General features: G+C 42.9%; 18 protein-coding genes. 17 read left to right on the top strand and 1 reads right to left on the bottom strand.

Going from position 1 to position 20457, the window contains the following annotated elements:
• Positions 1-52: 52 nt before the first annotated feature.
• The 9 genes from BDE36_RS11300 to cysC all read left to right on the top strand — a co-directional run bounded on the left by BDE36_RS11300 (position 53) and on the right by cysC (position 11718).
• Positions 53-859, top strand: a complete 807-nt coding sequence (locus BDE36_RS11300; protein ID WP_141814926.1) for a glycoside hydrolase family 16 protein — start codon at positions 53-55, stop codon at positions 857-859.
• A 108-nt stretch (positions 860-967) separates the two neighbouring features.
• The gene (locus BDE36_RS11295; RefSeq protein WP_141814925.1) at positions 968-4066 is read left to right on the top strand and encodes a SusC/RagA family TonB-linked outer membrane protein; all 3099 of its coding nucleotides are present in this window, start codon (positions 968-970) and stop codon (positions 4064-4066) included.
• An 18-nt stretch (positions 4067-4084) separates the two neighbouring features.
• Positions 4085-5653: a RagB/SusD family nutrient uptake outer membrane protein gene (locus BDE36_RS11290; protein ID WP_141814924.1), complete on the top strand. Its 1569-nt coding sequence runs from the start codon at positions 4085-4087 to the stop codon at positions 5651-5653.
• A gap of 59 nt (positions 5654-5712) precedes the next feature.
• Positions 5713-7152: an aryl-sulfate sulfotransferase gene (locus tag BDE36_RS11285; protein ID WP_141814923.1), complete on the top strand. Its 1440-nt coding sequence runs from the start codon at positions 5713-5715 to the stop codon at positions 7150-7152.
• Positions 7136-8377 carry a chromate efflux transporter gene (chrA, locus tag BDE36_RS11280; RefSeq protein WP_141814922.1) on the top strand — a complete coding sequence of 414 codons (1242 nt, stop codon included), beginning with the start codon at positions 7136-7138 and terminating at the stop codon, positions 8375-8377. The genes BDE36_RS11285 and chrA overlap by 17 nt, the downstream gene beginning before the upstream one ends.
• Positions 8377-9399: a sulfotransferase family protein gene (locus BDE36_RS11275; RefSeq protein ID WP_141814921.1), complete on the top strand. Its 1023-nt coding sequence runs from the start codon at positions 8377-8379 to the stop codon at positions 9397-9399. Before chrA ends, BDE36_RS11275 begins: the two co-directional genes overlap by 1 nt.
• A gap of 6 nt (positions 9400-9405) precedes the next feature.
• Positions 9406-10374: a glycoside hydrolase family 16 protein gene (locus BDE36_RS11270; RefSeq protein WP_141814920.1), complete on the top strand. Its 969-nt coding sequence runs from the start codon at positions 9406-9408 to the stop codon at positions 10372-10374.
• A gap of 1 nt (position 10375) precedes the next feature.
• A complete protein-coding gene (cysQ, locus tag BDE36_RS11265; RefSeq protein WP_202618112.1) occupies positions 10376-11134 on the top strand; it encodes a 3'(2'),5'-bisphosphate nucleotidase CysQ in 759 nt (252 codons plus the stop codon).
• Positions 11119-11718 carry an adenylyl-sulfate kinase gene (cysC, locus tag BDE36_RS11260; protein WP_170205919.1) on the top strand — a complete coding sequence of 200 codons (600 nt, stop codon included), beginning with the start codon at positions 11119-11121 and terminating at the stop codon, positions 11716-11718. The genes cysQ and cysC overlap by 16 nt, the downstream gene beginning before the upstream one ends.
• Before the next feature lie 227 nt (positions 11719-11945).
• Here the strand turns inward: cysC and BDE36_RS11255 are convergent, their stop codons facing one another.
• Positions 11946-12398 carry an NUDIX domain-containing protein gene (locus BDE36_RS11255; RefSeq protein ID WP_141814919.1) on the bottom strand — a complete coding sequence of 151 codons (453 nt, stop codon included), beginning with the start codon at positions 12396-12398 and terminating at the stop codon, positions 11946-11948.
• Between the two features lie 440 nt (positions 12399-12838).
• Between BDE36_RS11255 and BDE36_RS11250 the strand changes: the two genes are divergently transcribed.
• The 8 genes from BDE36_RS11250 (at position 12839) to BDE36_RS11215 (ending at position 20392) form a co-directional block, all read left to right on the top strand.
• A complete protein-coding gene (locus tag BDE36_RS11250; RefSeq protein WP_141814918.1) occupies positions 12839-14035 on the top strand; it encodes a DUF5009 domain-containing protein in 1197 nt (398 codons plus the stop codon).
• A 17-nt stretch (positions 14036-14052) separates the two neighbouring features.
• Positions 14053-15156, top strand: a complete 1104-nt coding sequence (gene nagA / locus BDE36_RS11245; protein WP_141814917.1) for an N-acetylglucosamine-6-phosphate deacetylase — start codon at positions 14053-14055, stop codon at positions 15154-15156.
• Between the two features lie 104 nt (positions 15157-15260).
• Positions 15261-16082, top strand: a complete 822-nt coding sequence (locus BDE36_RS11240; protein ID WP_141814916.1) for a DUF2249 domain-containing protein — start codon at positions 15261-15263, stop codon at positions 16080-16082.
• Positions 16079-17377 (top strand): heme-copper oxidase family protein, encoded by a 1299-nt coding sequence (locus BDE36_RS11235; protein ID WP_141814915.1) that lies wholly within the window; start codon positions 16079-16081, stop codon positions 17375-17377. The genes BDE36_RS11240 and BDE36_RS11235 overlap by 4 nt, the downstream gene beginning before the upstream one ends.
• Positions 17364-17699 (top strand): metal-sulfur cluster assembly factor, encoded by a 336-nt coding sequence (locus tag BDE36_RS11230; RefSeq protein WP_141814914.1) that lies wholly within the window; start codon positions 17364-17366, stop codon positions 17697-17699. Before BDE36_RS11235 ends, BDE36_RS11230 begins: the two co-directional genes overlap by 14 nt.
• Complete coding sequence (locus BDE36_RS11225; protein WP_141814913.1) at positions 17699-18883, top strand: hypothetical protein; 1185 nt, start codon at positions 17699-17701, stop codon at positions 18881-18883. Before BDE36_RS11230 ends, BDE36_RS11225 begins: the two co-directional genes overlap by 1 nt.
• A gap of 96 nt (positions 18884-18979) precedes the next feature.
• Positions 18980-19930, top strand: a complete 951-nt coding sequence (gene ric / locus BDE36_RS11220; RefSeq protein WP_141814912.1) for an iron-sulfur cluster repair di-iron protein — start codon at positions 18980-18982, stop codon at positions 19928-19930.
• A gap of 33 nt (positions 19931-19963) precedes the next feature.
• Positions 19964-20392 (top strand): RrF2 family transcriptional regulator, encoded by a 429-nt coding sequence (locus BDE36_RS11215; RefSeq protein ID WP_128768763.1) that lies wholly within the window; start codon positions 19964-19966, stop codon positions 20390-20392.
• Positions 20393-20457: the final 65 nt, after the last annotated feature.

The following is a 20457-nucleotide window of genomic DNA, read 5'->3' as shown; positions in this document are numbered from 1 at the left end:
CATATCTGATAGCACATATGCGTAGTTTTAAAAAAAATTAAGGCCGCTTATTATGCAACGATGTTCCTTTATTCTGTTTCTCTGCCCGTTCCTCTTGTGTATTTGTTTCCCTGCAAGCAGTAGCGCACAGATTTTTTTCGACGACTTCAACGGAACGTCGATAGATACAACTGTATGGACTCTGCTAAACTCAAAATGGGGTGAGAATCCAGCAAAAGGGCGACATGGTGGTGTAGTCCCGGAAAATGTTTCGGCAGGTAACGGGAATCTTATAATAAGGGCAAATGGCAACCTTTATAAAGGAAGCATTAAAGGACACGGTCAGAATACCAAAGTAGGCGGTGTTGCCTCTACAAAAAAAATGTATGCCTCGGGAAGCTTTGAAATAAAAGCTAAAATTTGCCCGCATCCAGGCGCTCTAACTGCATTCTGGACATTCTATTATGAGAACGACAACTTTAACCATGAAATAGACTTTGAATTTCCGGGCCACAACCAGGCGCCCCGTACTCCCGACAGTTCAAGGCTCGACTGGGGCCTGATGACCAACTGGAGAGGTGTCGGTGAAGATCAATACAATAACGCCGACAAGTTTTTCGGTAATCAAACCGATGGGCAGTATCATTTGTACCGGTTCGAATGGCACACAGGAAGTGATGTACAGAAGCCCCGGGTAGAATGGTATTACGACAACAAGCTTCTTCATACGTCTTTTGAAAATATACCGGCGCACGCGGGATGTTATAACATAGGCATTTGGTTTCCATGGTGGATTAAAGAAGCCGACTTTGAATCAGCATACTTATATGTGGATTGGGTAAAGATCACGCCCTTCAATGAACCTAATGATTTAAAATAAAGAAATGACACAAATACGAAAATCTCCCATCGCAATTAACTCAAGCTAAGAATGAGAATTCCACCTGTTTGTTTTGTATTAATTAACCGGACTAAAAGCAATTAAACAATGAATTATACTTTTACAACAAAGCTTAGGCTTATTTTTAAAATATTATTTTCGGCTCTTATAATCCAGGCATTTATATTTTCGGAAGTGATTGCCGGTCAGGGTTCGTCATTGAATGCCAGGAAAAAAATCACGGTTACAGGAGTTGTTACTGCCAATGACGGAGAGCTTCTTGCGGGGGTAAATGTGCTTGAAAAAGGAACAAAAAATGGCACATCCACCGCAATTAACGGAAAGTATACGTTGGTGGTGGAAGAAAATGCCACTTTGGTTTTTACAATGATTGGATTCCATGTTAAGGAGGTTCCGGTTAAAGGATTGCCGAAGCATGATGTGCGTCTGGTGCCAGACGTAACTTCCCTGAATGAGGTGATGGTAGTGGGTTATGGTAGTAAGAATAAAAGCACATTTACAGGTTCTGCGGTTACCCTTAATGCCGAAGATCTTAACAAGTCGTCCCTGTCGGTTGCCAATCTCCTGCAGGGCCGTGCGGCGGGCGTACAGGTAAACCAGAATAACGGAACGCCGGGTGCTGCCTTATCCATACGAATCAGGGGAACGAATTCACTGAACGCCGATAGCGAGCCTCTTTATGTTATTGATGGGTTTCCAACGAATGCAGGTGTAGGATTTTCTCTGAATCCGGAAGACATTGCATCAATGACTATCCTGAAAGACGCTGCATCCACCGCCATTTACGGGTCGAGGGGCGCTAACGGCGTTATTCTGATAACCACAAAAAATGGAATAAACAAAGAAAGCAGGCTCAATATACACAGCTATTTAGGGGTCCAGAATGTGGTTGACCGGTTTGATCTCATTGGCCCCTACGATCATGCATTACGACTTAACAAGTTGTCGGGTTTGGAGGGCAGCCTGGCTCCTTACGGTCCCGGACGTCTAGATTCTCTGCAAAAAGGACTCCTCGGTACAGACTGGCAGGATGAGGCTTTCAGGTCTGCTTCAGTTCAGAACCATGTGGTCAGTTTTATTGGCGGGTCAAGCAAAACGGCTGTATTTTCCAGTTTCGACTATCTGAGTCAGGAGGGTATTATTATCCATTCTCAGTTTAAAAGATATGGTGGAAGGGTAAACGTTGACCATAGTGTGAATGATAAATTTAAAATGACAGCAAGAGTATTTGGTAATTATGGCATTCAAAACGACCTTCCACTCAGTCCTTCGACAATCAACGGATTTCTAAAACAGGTGTTAAAAGCAAACCCTGCGTCAACGTTCGACTCAGGAGTGCCCGCTCAACTTGATGCCCAGAACCCTCTGCACTTCCTGGAAGCCGAAGACAGAGAGAATACGACGTACAGGACCAATGGTTATTTCTCTTTAAAATACCAGCCGGTTAAAAACCTTACATTGCAGTCTGATTTTGGTGCCGACATCACCAAAGCCAAAGTTTCTTATTTCGCGCCTTCCTCTGTACCAAATGCTGTCGCTTCTAAGGGAATTGGCACAATTACCAATATAAGCGAACAGGACCTGATCTTTAACCCCACAGCAAATTATGAGCTGAAAAAGAATGGGCATAATGCTAAATTCCTTTTAGGATACAATCACCAAAACTACACCTATCAGGAAGAGGGTATTAATGCGACAAATTTCAGCAGCGACGACCTCGGATACAACAACCTGGGGACAGCGCAGCAGTTTACGGGCTATTCGGGGAAGACGCTGGTAAAAAGAAAAAGCTGGTTCGGCCGGGTAGATTATGATTATAAAGACAAATATATTTTTACCGGGACCTACAGGATTGATGGATCTTCTGTTTTTGGAAGCAATCATAAGTTGGGATACTTCCCTTCTGTAGCTATTGCCTGGAGATTTAATGAAGAGAGCTTCATTAAGGATCTTGGTATTTTATCTGCGGGTAAAGCAAGGATCAGTTACGGGGTTACAGGAAATGATCGTATTTCTTCCGGAATTTCACTGGCTACTTATGCCAGCGATAACTCAACTAAATACACTTTCGACGGTGTCTCTACCGTTAGCGGTATTGCTGTTACACGACTTTCTAACGCCGACCTGAAATGGGAAGAAACCGCTGCCTGGGACTTTGGGCTGGAACTTGGACTTCTGAAGAACCGTGTCATCTTCGAAGCCGACTATTACAATAAGCAGACGAATGACCTTCTGTTAGACCGAAGCATCTCGCCATCGACAGGTTTTCAGACACGCTTTGGCAATGCAGGGAAAGTAGCCAATAAGGGCATCGAACTTTCACTCCAGACAGTTAATATGTCATCCAGGCAATTTAAGTGGAACAGCACGTTCTCCTATTCTTACAATACCAATAAGGTCAAAGCACTCGGAACTAATAACGCCGACATTTATGTGGGTAGCTTTAAGCCTGATGGTGCGGCAAGTTTTGAGAGTCCTTTTATTATACGCACAGGCGAACCGGTTGGAGCTATTTATGGCTATGTTTATGATGGCATTATCCAGGAGAATGACCCTGTGTTAACCACAACGCATCCAAATGCAGAGGCCGGCGACCCCAAATTTGTTGATTTGAATATGGACGGTATTTTGGATGCAAATGACCGTAAAATCCTTGGCAGCGGAGTGCCGAAGTCTCTGATTGGTCTCACTAATAATATCACATATAAGAATTTCAATCTCGACATTGTTTTACAGGGACAAACCGGAGGAAAACTTCTTAACGTACAAAAAATCGATCTCCTGAATCCTGTTACACAAGGAAATGTTCTAAAGGAGGTTTTAACAGACGTTTGGTCGCCAGAAAATACCACAGGAACTATTCCGGCAAGGAGTTTTTATGGTAACTCTCATGGAGGATGGGTAAATTCGCGCTTTGTTGAAAGTTCAGACTTTCTGCGATTAAAAAACATCACACTCACTTACAATGTACCGTCCTCCATTCTAAAGCCGGTAGGTATAGCCGGTCTTGATATCTATGTGAACGCGCAGAATCTGTACACCTTCACCAATTACTCGGGGCTGGATCCCGAAGTTGGTAACCTCGTCAACAATTCACAGCAAAACAGGAATGTAGCAAGGGGGATTGATTTTAATGCATATCCTGTAAACAGGATGTATCTGTTAGGTGCGAGAATAACATTTTAATGAGATAAAAAAAATGTCATGAAAAGAATATACAAAATAATAACTACAGTATCCGTCCTTGGAGTGCTAACTATCGGAGCTTGCGAAAATGGGCTCCAGGAGGAAACATTCTCTGTATATGATGAAAATACGCTTACAAAGCCACAACACGGAGAACAGGGGGTACGCGGAGTTTACGCAGCGTTAAAAGACAACGGAGGCTTCGGATATTATGCTGGCTATCTGTACTGGCTTTATGAATACCCTGCTGATGCTGTCACAACAGCTGTAACGGCACGCCAGGGTGTACAGCTTGATCAGCTTACTTACGACGCTACCAATGCTGCAATAAATGATGTGTGGACAAGCGTTTACAGAATGATTTCGAGGGCCAATGAAGCAGAAGCCTTGATTAAGAAGATAGATTATGTGAAGAACGGGTCTTCAGAGCAGGTTAAAAATCAGAATATAGGGGAAGTACGCTTTCTCCGGGCCCTTGCCTATTATGATGCGACCTCTCTATGGGGCGATGTTCCTCTTCTTTTAAAGTCTTCTTCTGAATTTACAGAAAGCGACGAGAATCCGGCATTAACACCTAAAGCTGAGGTAGAGGCGGCCATAATAGCCGACCTTGAATTCGCAGAGTCGAATCTTCCCCCTTCTTACCCCCCTGCTGAAGTTGCGCGGGCAACCAGCGGTGCTGCAAAAGCTTTGCTCGTGCGATTGTATATGCGGCGCGGTGAGTGGCAGAAAGCCGCTGACAAGGCTCTGGAAGTGATGAACAAAAACTACGATCTCAGAACTCCTGCTGAAGGTGGCATCGTCTCCCTCTTTGATACCGGTAACCGGTCGGACAATGAATTTATCTTCGTCCTCAAATCGTCAAACGAACCAGGGGCCTACGGTATTAACAGCAACAGCTTTGGTATCAATTCTACTCCATGGGATTTAAACAGAGGCTGGGGAAGCTTTCCGATCCACCTTCAATTCTACTCTTTATTCGATAAGACTGACGACAGAAGGAATCTCCTAACGGGTAAATTTACTTCCCTTTACGGCCAGGTGATCAGTGTTCCGAAAGAATTTGGCGGAGAGGGCGGAACAGCGCCGGATACTGTTCTTGCAACCTATGTTTATAACCTGAAGTACCCTCACGTGAACAATTACAATTACGCCGGTTTTAATAACGTAACTATCATTCGCTATGCCGATGTTCTGATGATGAGAGCAGAAGCATTAAATGAGCTTAACGGGCCTAATCAGGAAAGTATTGACGTGATCAATGCCATCAGAAATCGTGCAGGACTAAGTAGTATTCAGCTTGCCAGCTATAGTTCAAAAGCGGCTTTAAGAGACAGGATCTTTGAAGAAAGGTTTAAAGAATTCTTCATGGAAGGCAGAAGAAGAGACGACCTCATCCGTTGGGGCCGCAGTGCTTCCAATGGCTCCAATCCTTTACTAAAGTTTAAGGAAAAGGTAGTTCCTACTTTAAGAAACCCTTCCACCTATTCAGACAATGTGGACTATACGGTTTATCCATATCCTCAGAACGAGATCCAGAGTAATACCTCCCTCGAACCCTCTGTTAACAATGGCAGGGTAAAATAAGTTATATCCCGAAAGATACAGGCGTGATTGTTATCTTTCGGGATTAATCATTATTCGATATGGGCAGAAAAAAAACATCCATTCTTCTGATCTTCATAATAACATTGGCAGTCATTGCAACGACGATATTATGGCGGGGCGAACACATTCTTAATACTCTAAACCCGCTTAAAATTAAAAATATAGATCTGATTCATTTGCCTGAGAACCGGCTCCGCCTGAAATTAAAGGTCACTACAAACAGGAAATGCAAGACCTTTATAAAATACTGGGCCAAAAACAGCAGAGATACCCTGTATACGGGTATTTCCGAAGGGACAAAAGAGCATACACTGTGGGTCACGAATGCACTCGCCAACACTAACTATACGTTTAAGGTAGTGGCATTTAACTCTTCTCAAACCGCATTTAGCAGGAATCATCCTCTCGAAACTCAGCCTATCTATCAGGCAACACCCTATTTCAGCCTTGAATACATGAATAAAAAGTTCAGTAAGGAGATGAAGGGAAAGTTCTTTCTTACCCAGATATTAACAGAACCTGGATCTGCTGTTATTATTGACCACAAAGGAAATATTGTATGGTACGAGGCTTTTAAAAAAGGCGTAAAAGTTTCGCACTGGACACCAGACAGAACGGTGTTATGTATAGTAGGTTCGGAGAAAATCCCTTCTTCGGGTGGGGATGAAATTGTGGAGCTTGATCTCTCGGGTAAGGTGCTAACTCATCTTCAGAGAGGTAAAGGCGAAATGGATAAAATGGTCCATCATGAAGTTCGCACAGATGAGAATGGCAATATTTATGCCCTGACATTCGAAAAAAAAGTATTCGATCTTTCTGCCGCCGGCGGAGCTAAAAGAGATACCGTTCACGGAGACGGAATAGTAGTATTTTCAAGAAAAGGCAAAAAAATATGGCAGTGGTCGGTTCTCGATCACCTCAATCCTCTAGATGACAAGGAAATACTCAAACATAAAAAAGACTGGGTGCATGCCAACTCGGTATTTAAGGAAAAAGATGGCAACTTTCTGATTTCTTACCGGGATTTGAACCAGATTTGGAAGATCGATTATAAAACGGGCAGAGTGATATGGAAATTGGGAGAGAAGGGTAATTTTCAGTTAAATAAGGATGATTTGTTTAGCTCGCAGCATTTTGCACATATCAACAGAAAGGGTGAGTTGATGATTCTCGACAATGGTTCAAAAAAACAGATTACCAGAGCGATGGCATTTAAGGTGGACACAATCACGCATACTGCTGTAACAACGCTGAATGTCCCGCTACTGAAGGACTATTACACCTCAGCAAAAGGAAATGCAGAATTATTCAACGGAGATAAGATATTGTTCTGCGTCACCGATCCAAGAGCTCTTCTTATTACTGACAAGAAGGGAAGAGTATTATGGAAAGTACAGGTAGGCGGTGATCCTTACAGGATAGAAGAAATTGCTAATTTTTTATCTTATAACCCTATTTCAAATGTACAGGGACATTGATACGGGCCGAAGTAAGGCTGCTGACAAGAAAGTTTCGCTGCGATATTTATTCACCGCCTTTTTTAAAATAGGATTGGTGTCATTCGGCGGGCACATGGCTTTGATTTCCGTAGTACAGCGGGAAATGGTTGACAAAGATAATGTTATTGACAACGACACTATTTTGGGCGCTGTAACTGTGGCCAGTCTTCTTCCCGGCCCTTTAGCTGTCAACGTAGTCACCTACATCGGGCATTTTTTGAGGGGGAAGAAAGGTGCTGCAATCAGTATGCTTGGCATTCTTCTTCCGGCATGTATCTTAATGTTTATCTTGTCTGTTGCCTATTTTCGCTACGCTTATAGTTTGCAAGCCGGCAGCATCATGTATTTCACCGGAGCAACAGTGGGCGCTATTATTATTTCAACAGGACTAAATCTGTTCAGAAAAGAAGCGGCGTCTGACGTAAGAAAGTCGGCTCTGAGCATTATTGCCGTAATAATTCAGTTTATTTCCAAGAGTTATTTTATTACCATCGGGCTGATTATTGCCGGCGGGCTTGCTGGCGTGATAATGAAAACCGCCGGCGTTCGCCCAGGTATCAAAGAATCTCCCGGTTTAAGAATGAGCCTTAGAATGGACCTGCCTGCAAAGCTGATGCTTACAATTCTGGCCATCTGCGAGTTATCATTTATAGCTAATATCCCAAGGCTGATAGAAAACACATATCTTAAAATAGGCCTTGTATTTTCGGGAATCAGCCTTTCTCTTTTCGGCGGCGGTTATGTCATGATTCCTATCATGCAATCACTTTTTGTGAACGAAATGAAATGGTTAAGTACGCAGGAGTTTATTGATGCCATAGCATTCAGTCAGGTCACTCCTGGTCCTATTCTCGTTAGCGCAACGTTTATTGGTTATAAGCTTGCAGGTATAACAGGAGCTATACTGGCAACCATGTCCATATTCATACCGTCAGCAGTGCTGATGATTTTCGTATCACAAATACTGGATAAAAACAAAGACAATAAACGTCTCCGGCATGTGCTGGCAGGTATAAAAGCCATAGTGATAGGATTGATCATCGCCTCGGGCCTAAAACTATTACAACAGCTGGACAGGAACGTCGTAGTGGCATCAGTAGCTATCCTATCTTTTTTATTGAATTATAAATATAAAGTAAGTCCGGTCTATTTGATTCTTGCTTCCATTGCGGCCGGCGTAATATTGAAAATAGTCTTATATTAATGAAAAAACCAGCAGGAATACAGATAATAGGAACTCAGCGATCTGGATCAAACCTTTTGCGGGTGATCCTGGATCAATCGGAAGATATTGCATCCCCCCCCCCCCCACACATTCTTACAACATTTGTTCCACTCCTGCCACTCTATGGGCCGCTAGACCAAGCAGCGTACCGCGCTCTTATCAGCGATGTGGTTGACTTTGTAAATGCCAATCCGGTACCATGGGAAGGAATATTTGCCGACAAAGAGCAGCTTTTCAGGCAGTCTGAAGTATTTAGCCTTTTTGAACTGAATAAACTCATTTACCAGCAGGCCGCCCTCACTAAGGGATCGAAATACTGGTGTTGCAAAAGCATGGGTAATGTTTACTACGCCACTGAGCTCGAAAAAGTGCAACCCGACTTAAAATATATTTTTCTGTACCGGGACGGCCGCGATGTAGCCGTATCCTTCAAAAAAGCTGTTGTAGGTGAAAAACATACTTACTTTCTTGCCAAACAATGGAAGCAAGATCAGGACGCATGTCTTGAGCTCGCGTCGCGCCTGGACAGCTCACGTTTCTTTGCATTAAACTACGAATCGCTGATAACACATCCCGGGCAAATAGTACAAAAGCTCTGCAACTTCCTTGAGATTAGTTATTCTGAAGATATGCTGCAGTTTTACCGGTCCAATACTTCACGTATAACTGCAGCAGCTGGAGAAATGTGGTCGAATCTTGAACGGCCTATCATCAGTAACAATACCGGGAAATTTCTGAAAGACTTCAAGGATACTGACCTTGAGTTGTTTGAGCTGATTGCGGGTGACACATTAAAGCGTTTAGGATATGCTCTACATACATCCATGACCAGCTCCAACCTTGTTTCTGAAGAGATGATAAAAAAGTATACCATTGAAAACGCTCTGTTAAGAAAGGAGATACTTTCAAGTGCTAAAAAAAGTGACCTTGAGCGACGTGAACCGCAGTTGGCGATACTCCATGCAATAAAAAACCGAAATGCTCAGAATCCGCAAATTTAAAGACATATGAAAAAACATCTGACTAAGCTCTCTTTACTGATTTTTGTGCTTGCTATAGGTTGTAAGAAAGGAGAAAAAACACAGGACAAAGAGCCCGGCCCGGATCCCGTAGTTACGGAAGAGCCGGATGGCGACCCGGACATTGGAGACCTCACAGCAGCGGGCATCTTTTATGATAAGTTCGAAGGCACTTTTGATGATACTAAGTGGGAAAAACTCAACCAGATATGGGGACAACCTTCAAACACTGCGCATCAGCATGGCGGCGTAATTAAAGAGAACGTGTATCTAAAAAACGGTTTTGCCGTAATGAGGGCTCTTGGCGATCAATATTCGGGAACGTTGAGGGGAGCCGGCGGGCAGAGCAAACGTTTGGGGGGAGTAGCCAAATCGAAGCAACGTTTTGCTTCAGGGCGCTATGAGATCAAGATGAGAGTTCTTCAAACTCCGGATATGGGAGTGTTATCCGCTGCATGGACCTTTTGGTATAAGCAGATAACAGCTGTATCGAATCCGGAAGCTTATCAAAAAGCTGTTACTGCAGGTAATATTCCGGATAACGGCACTATTACTCTTAATCATGAAATAGATATAGAGATAAAAGGTGTTAATCTTGGCAGCCCCTTGTTAACAAACTGGATTGGCGAAAAAGCCGGCGAATATGAAAGCAAGGCCATTGCTTTAGCAAAAGAACTGAACGACAATTCATTTCATATATATCGCTGGGACTGGCATACGGGCGGAAACGGACAGACACCGAGAGTAGAATATTATATAGACAATAAATTACTACATACAAGCACAGTTAAGGTTCCTTATTTAGCTTCATATATCTATATTGGTAATTGGTTTGCCTGGTGGGCTGGTAACGACAGTGGAACCTATAAGGCTCCTGATTTTGATTCAAAGGAAATGTTTGTTGATTGGGTTAAATTCACCCCCTTTAACGAACCTAATGACGATCGCTCTGAATAGTATGAAAATAGATATTGATAAGCTATTATCTCTGGCAAAAGAAGCGGGAAATGCCATCTTAGACGTTTATAATGGTCCCCTGCAGAATTTCGACATTACTCTGAAAGACGATAAGTCGCCACTAACTATGGCAGACCGGATCTCACATGAGATTATTTTAAAGGGGCTGAAGAAAATAAAACCTTCTTTTCCGGTACTATCGGAAGAAGGCAGCAATATTCCTTACGAGGTAAGAAAGAACTGGGATTATTACTGGTGCGTGGATCCTCTCGACGGAACAAAGGAATTCATCAGCAGAAATGGTGAGTTTACAGTAAATATTGCCTTGATTCATGATGGTCATCCAATATTGGGCGTGATCTATATTCCCGTTCAGGACACACTATATTATGGAGAACCTGAAACCGGGAGCTGGAAGATTTCGAATGGCGTTCCTGAGCAAATAAAAGCAGATTCGGGGGCCTCTGCATGGATATCAGTGGGCAGCCGATCGCATTCATCTCCTGAAGAAGAAGCATTTTTATCCGCATTTCCCATTGTGAATTCTGTTTCGGCAGGCAGTTCATTAAAGTTTTGTATGATAGCTGAGGGAAAGGCTCATGTTTATTATAGAAAGGGCCCAACGATGGAATGGGATACCGCCGCCGGCCATGCGATTGCCACTTTGGCCGGTGCTGCGATGACGACACCTGAAGGCAATCCATTTAAATACAATAAACCGTCTTTATTAAACGGCAGCTTCCTGTGCAAAACGAACTAAATATTGACCCTTTTCTCTCTGCGAGCGTCTCTGCAACGTCACTTCTCAAACAGGAAGGGGTTGTAATATGGCTGCTCGGATTATCGGGTGCGGGGAAAAGTACTATTGCAACTATTGTAGAGCAAAAGCTTAGAGCTAACGGTTATCTTTCAGTATTACTCGATGGCGACAATCTTCGCTCAGGCATCAATCGCGACCTGTCGTTTAACCCTGCAGACCGGTATGAAAATATCAGAAGGGTAGCCGAAATTGCTAAAATACTGGTAAGCAACAACATTATCGCAATATGTTCTTTTATTACCCCTCTCCGCGAACATCGGGAGCTCGCTAAGAAGATTTTGAATCATCGTTATTTCGAAGTTTTTGTGGACTGCCCATTAGACATATGTGAACAGAGGGATGTAAAAGGTCTTTATAAAAAGGCTCGCAACGAGAGTATCAGCAATTTTACGGGCATAAGTTCGGAGTTTGAAAGAGCCGACGATGCAAACCTGGTGCTGCCCACGTCAATGCAAACCCAGGAGCAAAGCGCGGAGTTGTTATACAATACAGTATTACCCCGCATCCGGAGTAATACTATATAATAAAAACTTTCGTTATATCCAGGCGGCTCCGTGTTGGTAACGCTCACCATGGGCGAGGTTATCCCTGGACGCACCATAAGCCATGCAAGAGATATCTGATTTTCGGATCCTTATCGCTTGTAATATAAGTTGTATTGTTAAGAAAACAATACTTTCAGACTTCAAATTGAGAAAAATAACTTCTTTTTACATGTGATGGTGGCTGACAGAAATCGGCCAATGGCCGGTCAGACTGCCTTGTTCAATTTCCGCTTAAGGGCTTCTATTGCTTTCTTCTCTGTCAGGAATGTAACATCGTATGGATCAAGCTCCGAAAGGTTTTTCCAGCGAAAGGCCTGCCTAACCTTATCGTTCTTATTAAAATCAAAAGGCAGGTCTGAGATACGCACGTTTAAGTCGGACGCAGGTTTCACCAGATAATAAACGCTGATAATCTGGCTTTCATTAAAAGCCGACTTCTCAAAAAAGTCCGTGGTATAAAGATGTTCCGGAACATCGATCTCCATATTACATTCTTCAAGGAACTCGCGTTTTAAGCAATCAATCAAGCCTTCGCCATATTCAAGTCCTCCTCCCGGAAACTTTGTGATGTAAAAGCCCTCGTGTTCTTCGTCGCTGAGAAGAATCTGTTCCTTATCGTTAATCAAGAGCCCGTATGCACGAACGTTAAACAAAAACATGGCGCAAATGTAAAGAAATGCATCATTAACAGAAGGGTTGTTTATTAATTAATATACCTATTGTGTGGTTAATTAAATGAATCGGAAAGATCCGCCTCTGCTTCGGGTCTGTAGGCCCGAAGAATGCGAGTTTTTTGCACCCGAATCACGCCATAATCATTTCAGGAACTCTGGCCGGGGATTGCCCAGTCGATGAGATATGAGATTAGCCGCACAAGATAGTTACACTCCCTAACATTACTGTAATATGACAAAAAGGGTATTGACATTCCGTCTTAGAGCCTTATCTTTGTGATGATAAGGTTTAGGTGCCTCGACTACACTCATTGTAGCGGGGCTTTTTTTTTGCGTGTAATTAGCGCTTCGGAAATTTCATTCTTACCGTTCGAATAATTTTTTTTATTACTTTTATCAAATTATTCGCTTCTCTCTTACGCACGATGACCTCAACTCTAAACCCGGGTACCGGACGCCTAATTTCTATCGACGCTTTTCGGGCCCTTACATTACTGCTTATGATATTTGTAAATGATCATGGCACATTAATCAATATTCCTTCCTGGATGGGACATGCTGATGCTGCTGCCGATGCAATGGGATTTGCCGACGTTATATTTCCGGCTTTCCTTTTCATCGTGGGTCTTTCTGTGCCTTTTGCTATTCAAAACCGTTTGAGGAAGGGCTCTTCCATTCAATCTATTGCCATACATATTGCCGGAAGGGCAATTGCATTGCTGGTAATGGGGTTTTTCCATGTCAACCTCGGAAATTACAGCGATTCTGCCTTGTTACCCCGATGGTTATGGGAAATAATAATCACGTTCTCTTTCTTCCTGATCTGGCTCGACTACCCAAAAAGTGCCGGTAAAAACCGTGTCGTTTATTTAAAGACCACGGGTATCTCCTTGCTGGTGTTGCTGGCCCTGTTGTACGAAGGGAATTCTGAAGCGGGCGGCCAGATTGGAATGAGACCGCAGTGGTGGGGTATACTCGGACTGATTGGGTGGACCTATCTCATCAGCAGTTCTATCTTCCTATTCTCAAAAGGCCGTATATTGGTGCAAATTGCAGCATTTCTCTTTTTCATTTTCTTTAACTGCGCCGCCCATTCGGGATGGTTTTCTTCATTGGACATCGTAAAAGAGTATATCTCGATTGTAGGCGATGGCTCTATGCCTGCACTTACAATGGCTGGCGTTATCACCGCATTAATGTACAGTAAGCTCGGCACCGCCAACAAATATTTCTGGCTGTTTATTCTTGCCGGAGCACTGGCAATGCTTGCTTTTGGGCTCTACACCCGCCCGGTATGGGGAATTTCAAAAATAAGAGCTACTCCCCCATGGGTAGGAATCTGCACCGGCATCAGTATGATCAGCTTCGCCGTAATAACTTACTTAACAGAGATCAGGGGTTTAAAAAGTTGGTATAACGTGATAAAAGCAGCGGGAACGAGTACATTAACCTGCTATCTTATACCTTACATCCACGAGGCAATCCTCGAAGTTACAGGAGGCCGTTTACCCATGTTCTTTCGCACCGGCACTATCGGCCTGTTAAAATCACTTATTTTCTCACTTTGTATCGTTTTAATTGTTCGCCTGATGGAGAAAAAACGAATCAGACTGAAGTTATAATTTAAATCGGGACAATCATGTTAACAGCACTTATAAATGGCACAATCTTTACCGGTGACAGGGAATTAAAAGGTAACGCAATTTTGCTTGACGGAAATACCATCGCTGATATTACGGATACCGCATCCATTCCGGAACGGGCATCGGTAATTGACTGCAGCGGGAAGTACATTGCACCGGGGCTGCTTGACCTCCAGATATATGGGGCGGGAGGCGTTCTTTTTTCGAATGAACCTTCCGTTAAGGCTTTGGAATCGATAACTGAAGGCATAGTAAAAAGCGGGACAACAGGCTTCGTACTTACCCTGGCTACCAATTCGCTGGAGGTTTTCAAAGAAACAATCCGGGTAGCTAAGCAATTCAGGCATCCGGCTTTCCTCGGTATTCATTTCGAAGGGCCTTACATCAATCCGGCGAAACGGGGCGCCCATATTCTTGACTGCATAAAGAAGCCCGAAATAAATGAAGTTGAATCACTGATTAATGAAGCCGGCGGGCTACTTAAAATAATAACCCTTGCGCCCGAAATAACCGACCCCGGTGTCATCAAACTCTTAACCGACAACGGGGTGATCGTTTCTGCGGGCCATAGTAATGCTACTTTTGAAGAAGCAAGAGCAGGGTTTAACAACGGCATCACCACCGTTACTCATTTATTCAATGCCATGTCTCCCCTGCACCACCGCGAACCTGGATTGCCGGGCGCCGTATTTGAAGCAGAAAAGGCATATGCCAGTATTGTTGCCGATGGGATACATGTAGCTTTCCCTGTAGTATCAGCCAGTAAAAAAGTTATGAAAGAGCGGCTGTTCCTTATTACAGATGCCGTTGTAGCGGTAAAAGAAGGCGCTTATATTCATGTTGAACAGGAAGACCGGTATACCCTGCCGGACGGCACCCTTTCGGGTTCAAAGCTCACCTTACTTAAAGCTATTAAAAACTGCGTTCAGCATGCCGGTATACCGCTGGATGAAGCTATCAGAATGGCATCTACATACCCCGCACGCGTAATTGGCACTTCCGACAGGGGGCGAATGGAAAAAGGTTACAGAGCTGATCTCACGCTCTTTAATTCTGATTTCGAACTGACAGATGTATTTCTGGGTGGCGTGAGGCAATAAAATAAGGCAGAAGAGAGTTGACTAGATAGGGTTCGATATCACCAAAATGTAAAAAGATAATAATAAAAGATAAATTTATCTTTTATTATTATCTTTGAAGGGTGATGGAACAGCCGTTTATTATCGACAGAAATACGACCATAAAACAATTGCTGGATTTCAGACAAGAAGAAGTAATTGCAGCGCTCACAAAGCTTAACAAAAACTTCAACAAACTTAGAAACCCGGTACTAAGAAAAATACTTGCCAGAAGAGTCTCTATTTCCGATGCCTGTAAAATTGCCGGCTGTAATATCCATGAATTTTTAAGAACGATGGAAAATATAGGATTTCAGCTACAGACGTCTTCATCAGACAGCTTACCCTTAAAAACAGAAGGTTTTCAGGCACCGGCGCCTGAGGCAACCATTGAACTCGATGTGCGGCCCGTCCTTGCCGAAAACAAAGATCCGTTGAAGCTGATCATGTTAAAAGCAAACGAGTTAAAGAGTGGCCAGTACTTAAAGATCATCAATACATTTGAGCCTCTGCCGCTTATTAACCTGCTGTCAGGAAAAGGCTTTTCTGCCCATACTCAATTCATAAGCAAAGATCTGATACATACTTATTTTCACAGGACAGGAACCGGGAACATCGCCCCTGTTGCCCCTCCGAAGATAGAAAAAACGCCCTTGTACAACATTGAAACCCTTTTGAAGAAATACGAAGGAAAGCTTGTTGAAATTGATGTGACGATGTTCGAGATGCCCAAGCCTATGCTCACCATTCTTGAGAAGCTGGAACAAATGAAGGATGATGAAGCTTTATTCGTCCACCACAAGAAGGTGCCTGTTTATTTACTTCCACACCTGCGCGAAAAAGGATACGAATACGTTATACAAGACGACGGTGGATCCAAAGTCACTTTGTTTATCTATAAACTATGAGCCCGGAAAAAAAGCAGTCTCCCCGTTTGTATAAAATAGTGGTGAGCCATTATTTTGTTTCTGCCCTTTGTTTTCTGGCGCTTACATTGATGCTCTTTTTCTCAGTGAAGGAGATGCAGGGGCATTATTTCCAGCCCAGACTGCTAGCCATAACCCATATGGCTGCTTTAGGATGGGGCACGCTGATCATCTTTGGCGCTTGCTACCAGCTCATTCCGGTGATCTTTGAATCGGACTTGTCGGGCTATCGCCTTCCATGGCTGAGTTTTATACTTTTTATCGGCGGACTGTGTCTTCTTACCCATTCTTTCTGGGTGTTTCAGCCAGGCATCGCTATGCAGGCAGGAGGCCTGATGCTGCTCACTTCTGTTCTTATGTTTGCGGCCGTTATTCTGCAAACTGCAGAAAGTAACAAGAAAAAGACTGGCATACATCAGGAGTTCATCATTACATCCTGCATCTGGCTCATTGCAACGGTGGTGCTGGGGGTTTTACTAGTCTTTAATTTCAGATATGCTTTTCTCCCTAAGGACCATCTTTTGTTCCTCAAACTGCATGCCCATATGGGGATTGCAGGCTGGTTTTTACTGCTGATCATTGGCGTGAGTTCAAAGTTAATTCCGATGTTCCTGGTTTCGAGGGAACAGAATGAAGGGCTGTTGAAGTGGAGCTACTATCTCGTGAATACCGCCCTTATTCTTTTTCTTGCGGATACTTATATCTCTGGGATCAATGCAAAGACCTTTATCATTGCGTTTGTACTGATCGCCGGAATTTTAATGTGGTTTGTCTTCATTGTACAATGCTTCAGGTCGAGGCTTAAAAAGCATCTTGACCTTCCAATCGTTCATACTGTTTTATCATTTGCGTTGCTTGCTGTTTCGATCCTGGTATTGCCATTTATTGTTCACTATCATATTAGTGGAAATCCAACTTCTGTAAACATGACAAAACTTTATGGATCTCTTCTGTTTATGGGGTGGATCAGCGCGCTGATACTGGGTCAAGCTTTTAAAACGCTTCCTTTTATTGTATGGGTGAAGGAATATGAGCACCTAGCAGGAAAGGGAAAAACTCCGCTGCCCGCAGATCTTTATAAAAAAGGCATTTTAAAAGCCCAGACAATTACTTTCACACTTTTCTGCCTGAGTTTTTATACCGGTTTAATTTTAAAATCAGATAGTCTGTTGTGTGCCGGTATTGTATGCCTGATCACGACAGCTCTTCTATATATTTTCAATATTATCACCGTGCTGCGGCACCGATCGGAAATTACACTCTATGACAAACTTTGATATTACCAACAAGTCATCCTTCCTTAATATGGAAGTAACTGAAGCTTTAAGAACAGTTATTGACCCAGAGCTTCATATTAATATAATTGATCTCGGACTCGTATACGATGTCAGCGTAAACGACTCCGAAAAACAAATTGTGGTGGTAATGACGCTCTCATCGAAGTACTGCCCTATGGGCGACGCCATCCTTAATTCTGTAAAGAACTGCCTTGAGCATAATTTCCCGGCTTTCTCTGCTGAGGTAAAACTAACCTGGGAACCAGAATGGAGTTACGATAACATAACCGAAGAAGGTTTGCGACAGCTAAAAGGATATTGATGGAGTGGATACGAACCAGCAGCTACCCCCGCTGGGCTGTTGTGAATTTTCTGATACTAACCATTTTAGGGATACTGCTGCGCTGGATGCATCTGGCTTCGGTACCGGGAGTAAATTACATGTTCCTTTTACATGCTCATTCCCACTTTGCCTTTGCCGGATGGGTGTTCCTGGCAATTGTAATCCTGATAGCAGGGACGTTTTCTTCTGATAAAACTTCCACACGCGCATTTAAAAGAATATTTATACTTACGCTGATCGCATCTTTCGGAATGCTTATCAGCTTTTTTCTTCAGGGTTATAAAGCTGTATCTATAAGTTTCTCTTCCCTCTTCATATTCATAAGTTATTATGCTGCTTATATCATCCTGAAAAATAATTCTGTAAAGGAAGCGTTTAATCCGATATCCGGGGCGCTGATCAAGGCATCGCTGGTATTCTTATGCCTGTCGTCCTTAGGTCCTTTTACTCTCGGTCCCCTCGCTGCGGCAGGATTAAAAGCGAATCCTCTATACCAGAATTCGATATACTTCTACCTCCATTTCCAGATGAACGGATGGATGCTGCTTGCGGTACTGGCACTCCTTGCCAACACTTATCTAAAGAACATGTCTTTTAAGAAAGGTGAACGACTATGGCTTCATTTATTTATCGGCTCAACCATTCCGCTGTTTTTCATATTTACGTTGTGGAGCAATCCTCCTTTGTGGATTGGTATAACCGGGTTTGCGGGCGCTGCAGTTAATTTTGTTAGCTGGGTAAAACTACTGTCGGCTGTAAAACATCGTGGAGTAACCACTCCCCTTTTTGTCCGTCTTGCATTACTCGCCGTTACACTCAAAATATTCTTCCAGATTTTGGTTTGCATTCCTGCCGTCGGTTTCTGGGTGTTCTCGTCGCGTTATATCATCATCGGCTATATTCACCTTCTTACTTTAGGCTGCATTATGCCTTTGATTCTCGATCAGTTTAGGGTATCAGGTTTTTTTAAACAATCCCCTTATCTGAACTATATCAATAACGGATTTATAGGTCTGGTAATTATTTACCTATGCTTTCTTTTTGTACAACCTGTACTTTCCATTCTGCACATTGCAGTTCCTTTTTATGAATACTTGCTTCTCATTTCCTCCCTCCTATTTGTGCTTCCAGCTATAGGATACTTTAGATTTTTACATAAGTAGAACAATTCCCTCTCATTTAGTACCGCGTATTCCCATTTATGATTTGCTTTCAAAAAGAATAAAAGATATATTTGTCTTTTATTAAAGTACAAAAAAATGGAAAATACAGAAATCTTAAATGTGACGCTGATTGAGCCGAGATTTAAACACCCGGCAATTTTTGAAAAATTTGATTCGCTGCTGGGCGGCCAGCAATTTACTATCCTGAATGACCACGATCCGAAACCCTTGTACTACCAGCTGCTCGGTGAGAGAGGAAATATATTCACATGGGAGTATCTTGAAAACGGGCCTGAATGGTGGAAAGTTAGGATCAGCAAAAAAGCTGAGGATGCGCAGGAAGAAACCATAGGTGAAATGGTGGCGAAAGATTACAGAAAAGCGCAGGTGTTCAAGAAATTCGGAATTGACTTCTGCTGTGGAGGAAAGAAAGCCCTGTCGGAAGTATGCGACAAGAAAGGGTTAGATATACACAAAGTACAGGCAGAACTATCGGCAGTAGATGAAATAACGGTAGGAAGCTCTGTTGATTTCCAGGCCTGGGATTTGGCTTTCCTTTCGGATTACATTATAAATACACACCACCGGTATGTAAAAGAAAACATCCCCTTCTTATCAGAATTATCGCTAAAAGTAGCAAGAGTACACGGCGATCATCATCCGGAATTAGTGCGGATTGCGGAAGTGTTCTCGGGTATTGCCGCTGACCTTAGTCAGCACCTGGTAAAAGAAGAAAGCGTTCTTTTCCCTTATATTAAAGAACTGGTGTCGGCACAAAAGAATGGCGGTAGCTTACCATTGCCTTCTTTCGGCAATGTGACAAATCCTATAAAAGTAATGGAGATGGAACACGAAGGTGCCGGTGAGGACTTAAGCGAAATAAGGCTGCTGTCGAGCGACTATCTGGTGCCTGAAGATGCCTGCACATCATACCGCATCCTTTTCAAGAAACTGGAAGAATTTGAAAATGATCTTCATCAGCATGTTCATCTTGAAAATAATATTCTTTTCCCTAAGGCGATAGAATTAGAAAGTCAACTGAAATAATCGAAAAAAAATTTAGGTTTGTACAGGTAAAAGATGATACTCTCAAAATCTTGCGAATACGCGATACGCGCTACTGTGTATATAGCGTTCAGAAGCTATAAGAATGAAAAAGCCGGTATAATAGAAATTGCAGAGGCGATAGGTTCGCCTATGCATTTCACTGGTAAGATTCTGCAGGAGCTCTCCAGAAAAAAGGTACTATCATCGAATAAGGGTCCTAATGGCGGGTTTTACATCGCCGATCCCAGTTCACTATATCTTATCGATATTATACGGGCCATAGACGGGAACGAACTCTTTAGCTCATGTGTACTCGGACTAAAGAACTGTTCGGATATACAACCCTGTCCTGTACACTCCCAAATTAAGCCTATCAGAACTCAGTTGCTGATTGAATTCAGCAAGAAATCGGTATACGAAATGGTACAGGAGTACGAGCGGAATAAGTATTTTCTAAAATAGCACAAGAATTTACTTAACCGTTTATTGCGGATTCACACCTGTGAATTGAAATTAACTAAAACAAT

Source organism: Arcticibacter tournemirensis (genome assembly GCF_006716645.1).
GTDB lineage: Bacteria > Bacteroidota > Bacteroidia > Sphingobacteriales > Sphingobacteriaceae > Arcticibacter > Arcticibacter tournemirensis.
Note: the sequence above shows the minus strand (reverse complement) of the source record. Positions and strands in the feature narration are given on the sequence as shown.

Coding starts and splice junctions, on each gene's coding strand:
- BDE36_RS11285 (WP_141814923.1), top strand. CDS start 5,713: ATGGGCAGAAAAAAAACATCCATTCTTCTGATCTTCATAATAACATTG.
- BDE36_RS11275 (WP_141814921.1), top strand. CDS start 8,377: ATGAAAAAACCAGCAGGAATACAGATAATAGGAACTCAGCGATCTGGA.
- nagA (WP_141814917.1), top strand. CDS start 14,053: ATGTTAACAGCACTTATAAATGGCACAATCTTTACCGGTGACAGGGAA.
- chrA (WP_141814922.1), top strand. CDS start 7,136: ATGTACAGGGACATTGATACGGGCCGAAGTAAGGCTGCTGACAAGAAA.
- BDE36_RS11235 (WP_141814915.1), top strand. CDS start 16,079: ATGAGCCCGGAAAAAAAGCAGTCTCCCCGTTTGTATAAAATAGTGGTG.
- BDE36_RS11250 (WP_141814918.1), top strand. CDS start 12,839: ATGACCTCAACTCTAAACCCGGGTACCGGACGCCTAATTTCTATCGAC.
- BDE36_RS11270 (WP_141814920.1), top strand. CDS start 9,406: ATGAAAAAACATCTGACTAAGCTCTCTTTACTGATTTTTGTGCTTGCT.
- BDE36_RS11225 (WP_141814913.1), top strand. CDS start 17,699: ATGGAGTGGATACGAACCAGCAGCTACCCCCGCTGGGCTGTTGTGAAT.
- BDE36_RS11215 (WP_128768763.1), top strand. CDS start 19,964: ATGATACTCTCAAAATCTTGCGAATACGCGATACGCGCTACTGTGTAT.
- cysQ (WP_202618112.1), top strand. CDS start 10,376: ATGAAAATAGATATTGATAAGCTATTATCTCTGGCAAAAGAAGCGGGA.
- BDE36_RS11290 (WP_141814924.1), top strand. CDS start 4,085: ATGAAAAGAATATACAAAATAATAACTACAGTATCCGTCCTTGGAGTG.
- BDE36_RS11295 (WP_141814925.1), top strand. CDS start 968: ATGAATTATACTTTTACAACAAAGCTTAGGCTTATTTTTAAAATATTA.
- ric (WP_141814912.1), top strand. CDS start 18,980: ATGGAAAATACAGAAATCTTAAATGTGACGCTGATTGAGCCGAGATTT.
- BDE36_RS11230 (WP_141814914.1), top strand. CDS start 17,364: ATGACAAACTTTGATATTACCAACAAGTCATCCTTCCTTAATATGGAA.
- BDE36_RS11240 (WP_141814916.1), top strand. CDS start 15,261: ATGGAACAGCCGTTTATTATCGACAGAAATACGACCATAAAACAATTG.
- BDE36_RS11255 (WP_141814919.1), bottom strand. CDS start 12,398: ATGTTTTTGTTTAACGTTCGTGCATACGGGCTCTTGATTAACGATAAG.
- BDE36_RS11300 (WP_141814926.1), top strand. CDS start 53: ATGCAACGATGTTCCTTTATTCTGTTTCTCTGCCCGTTCCTCTTGTGT.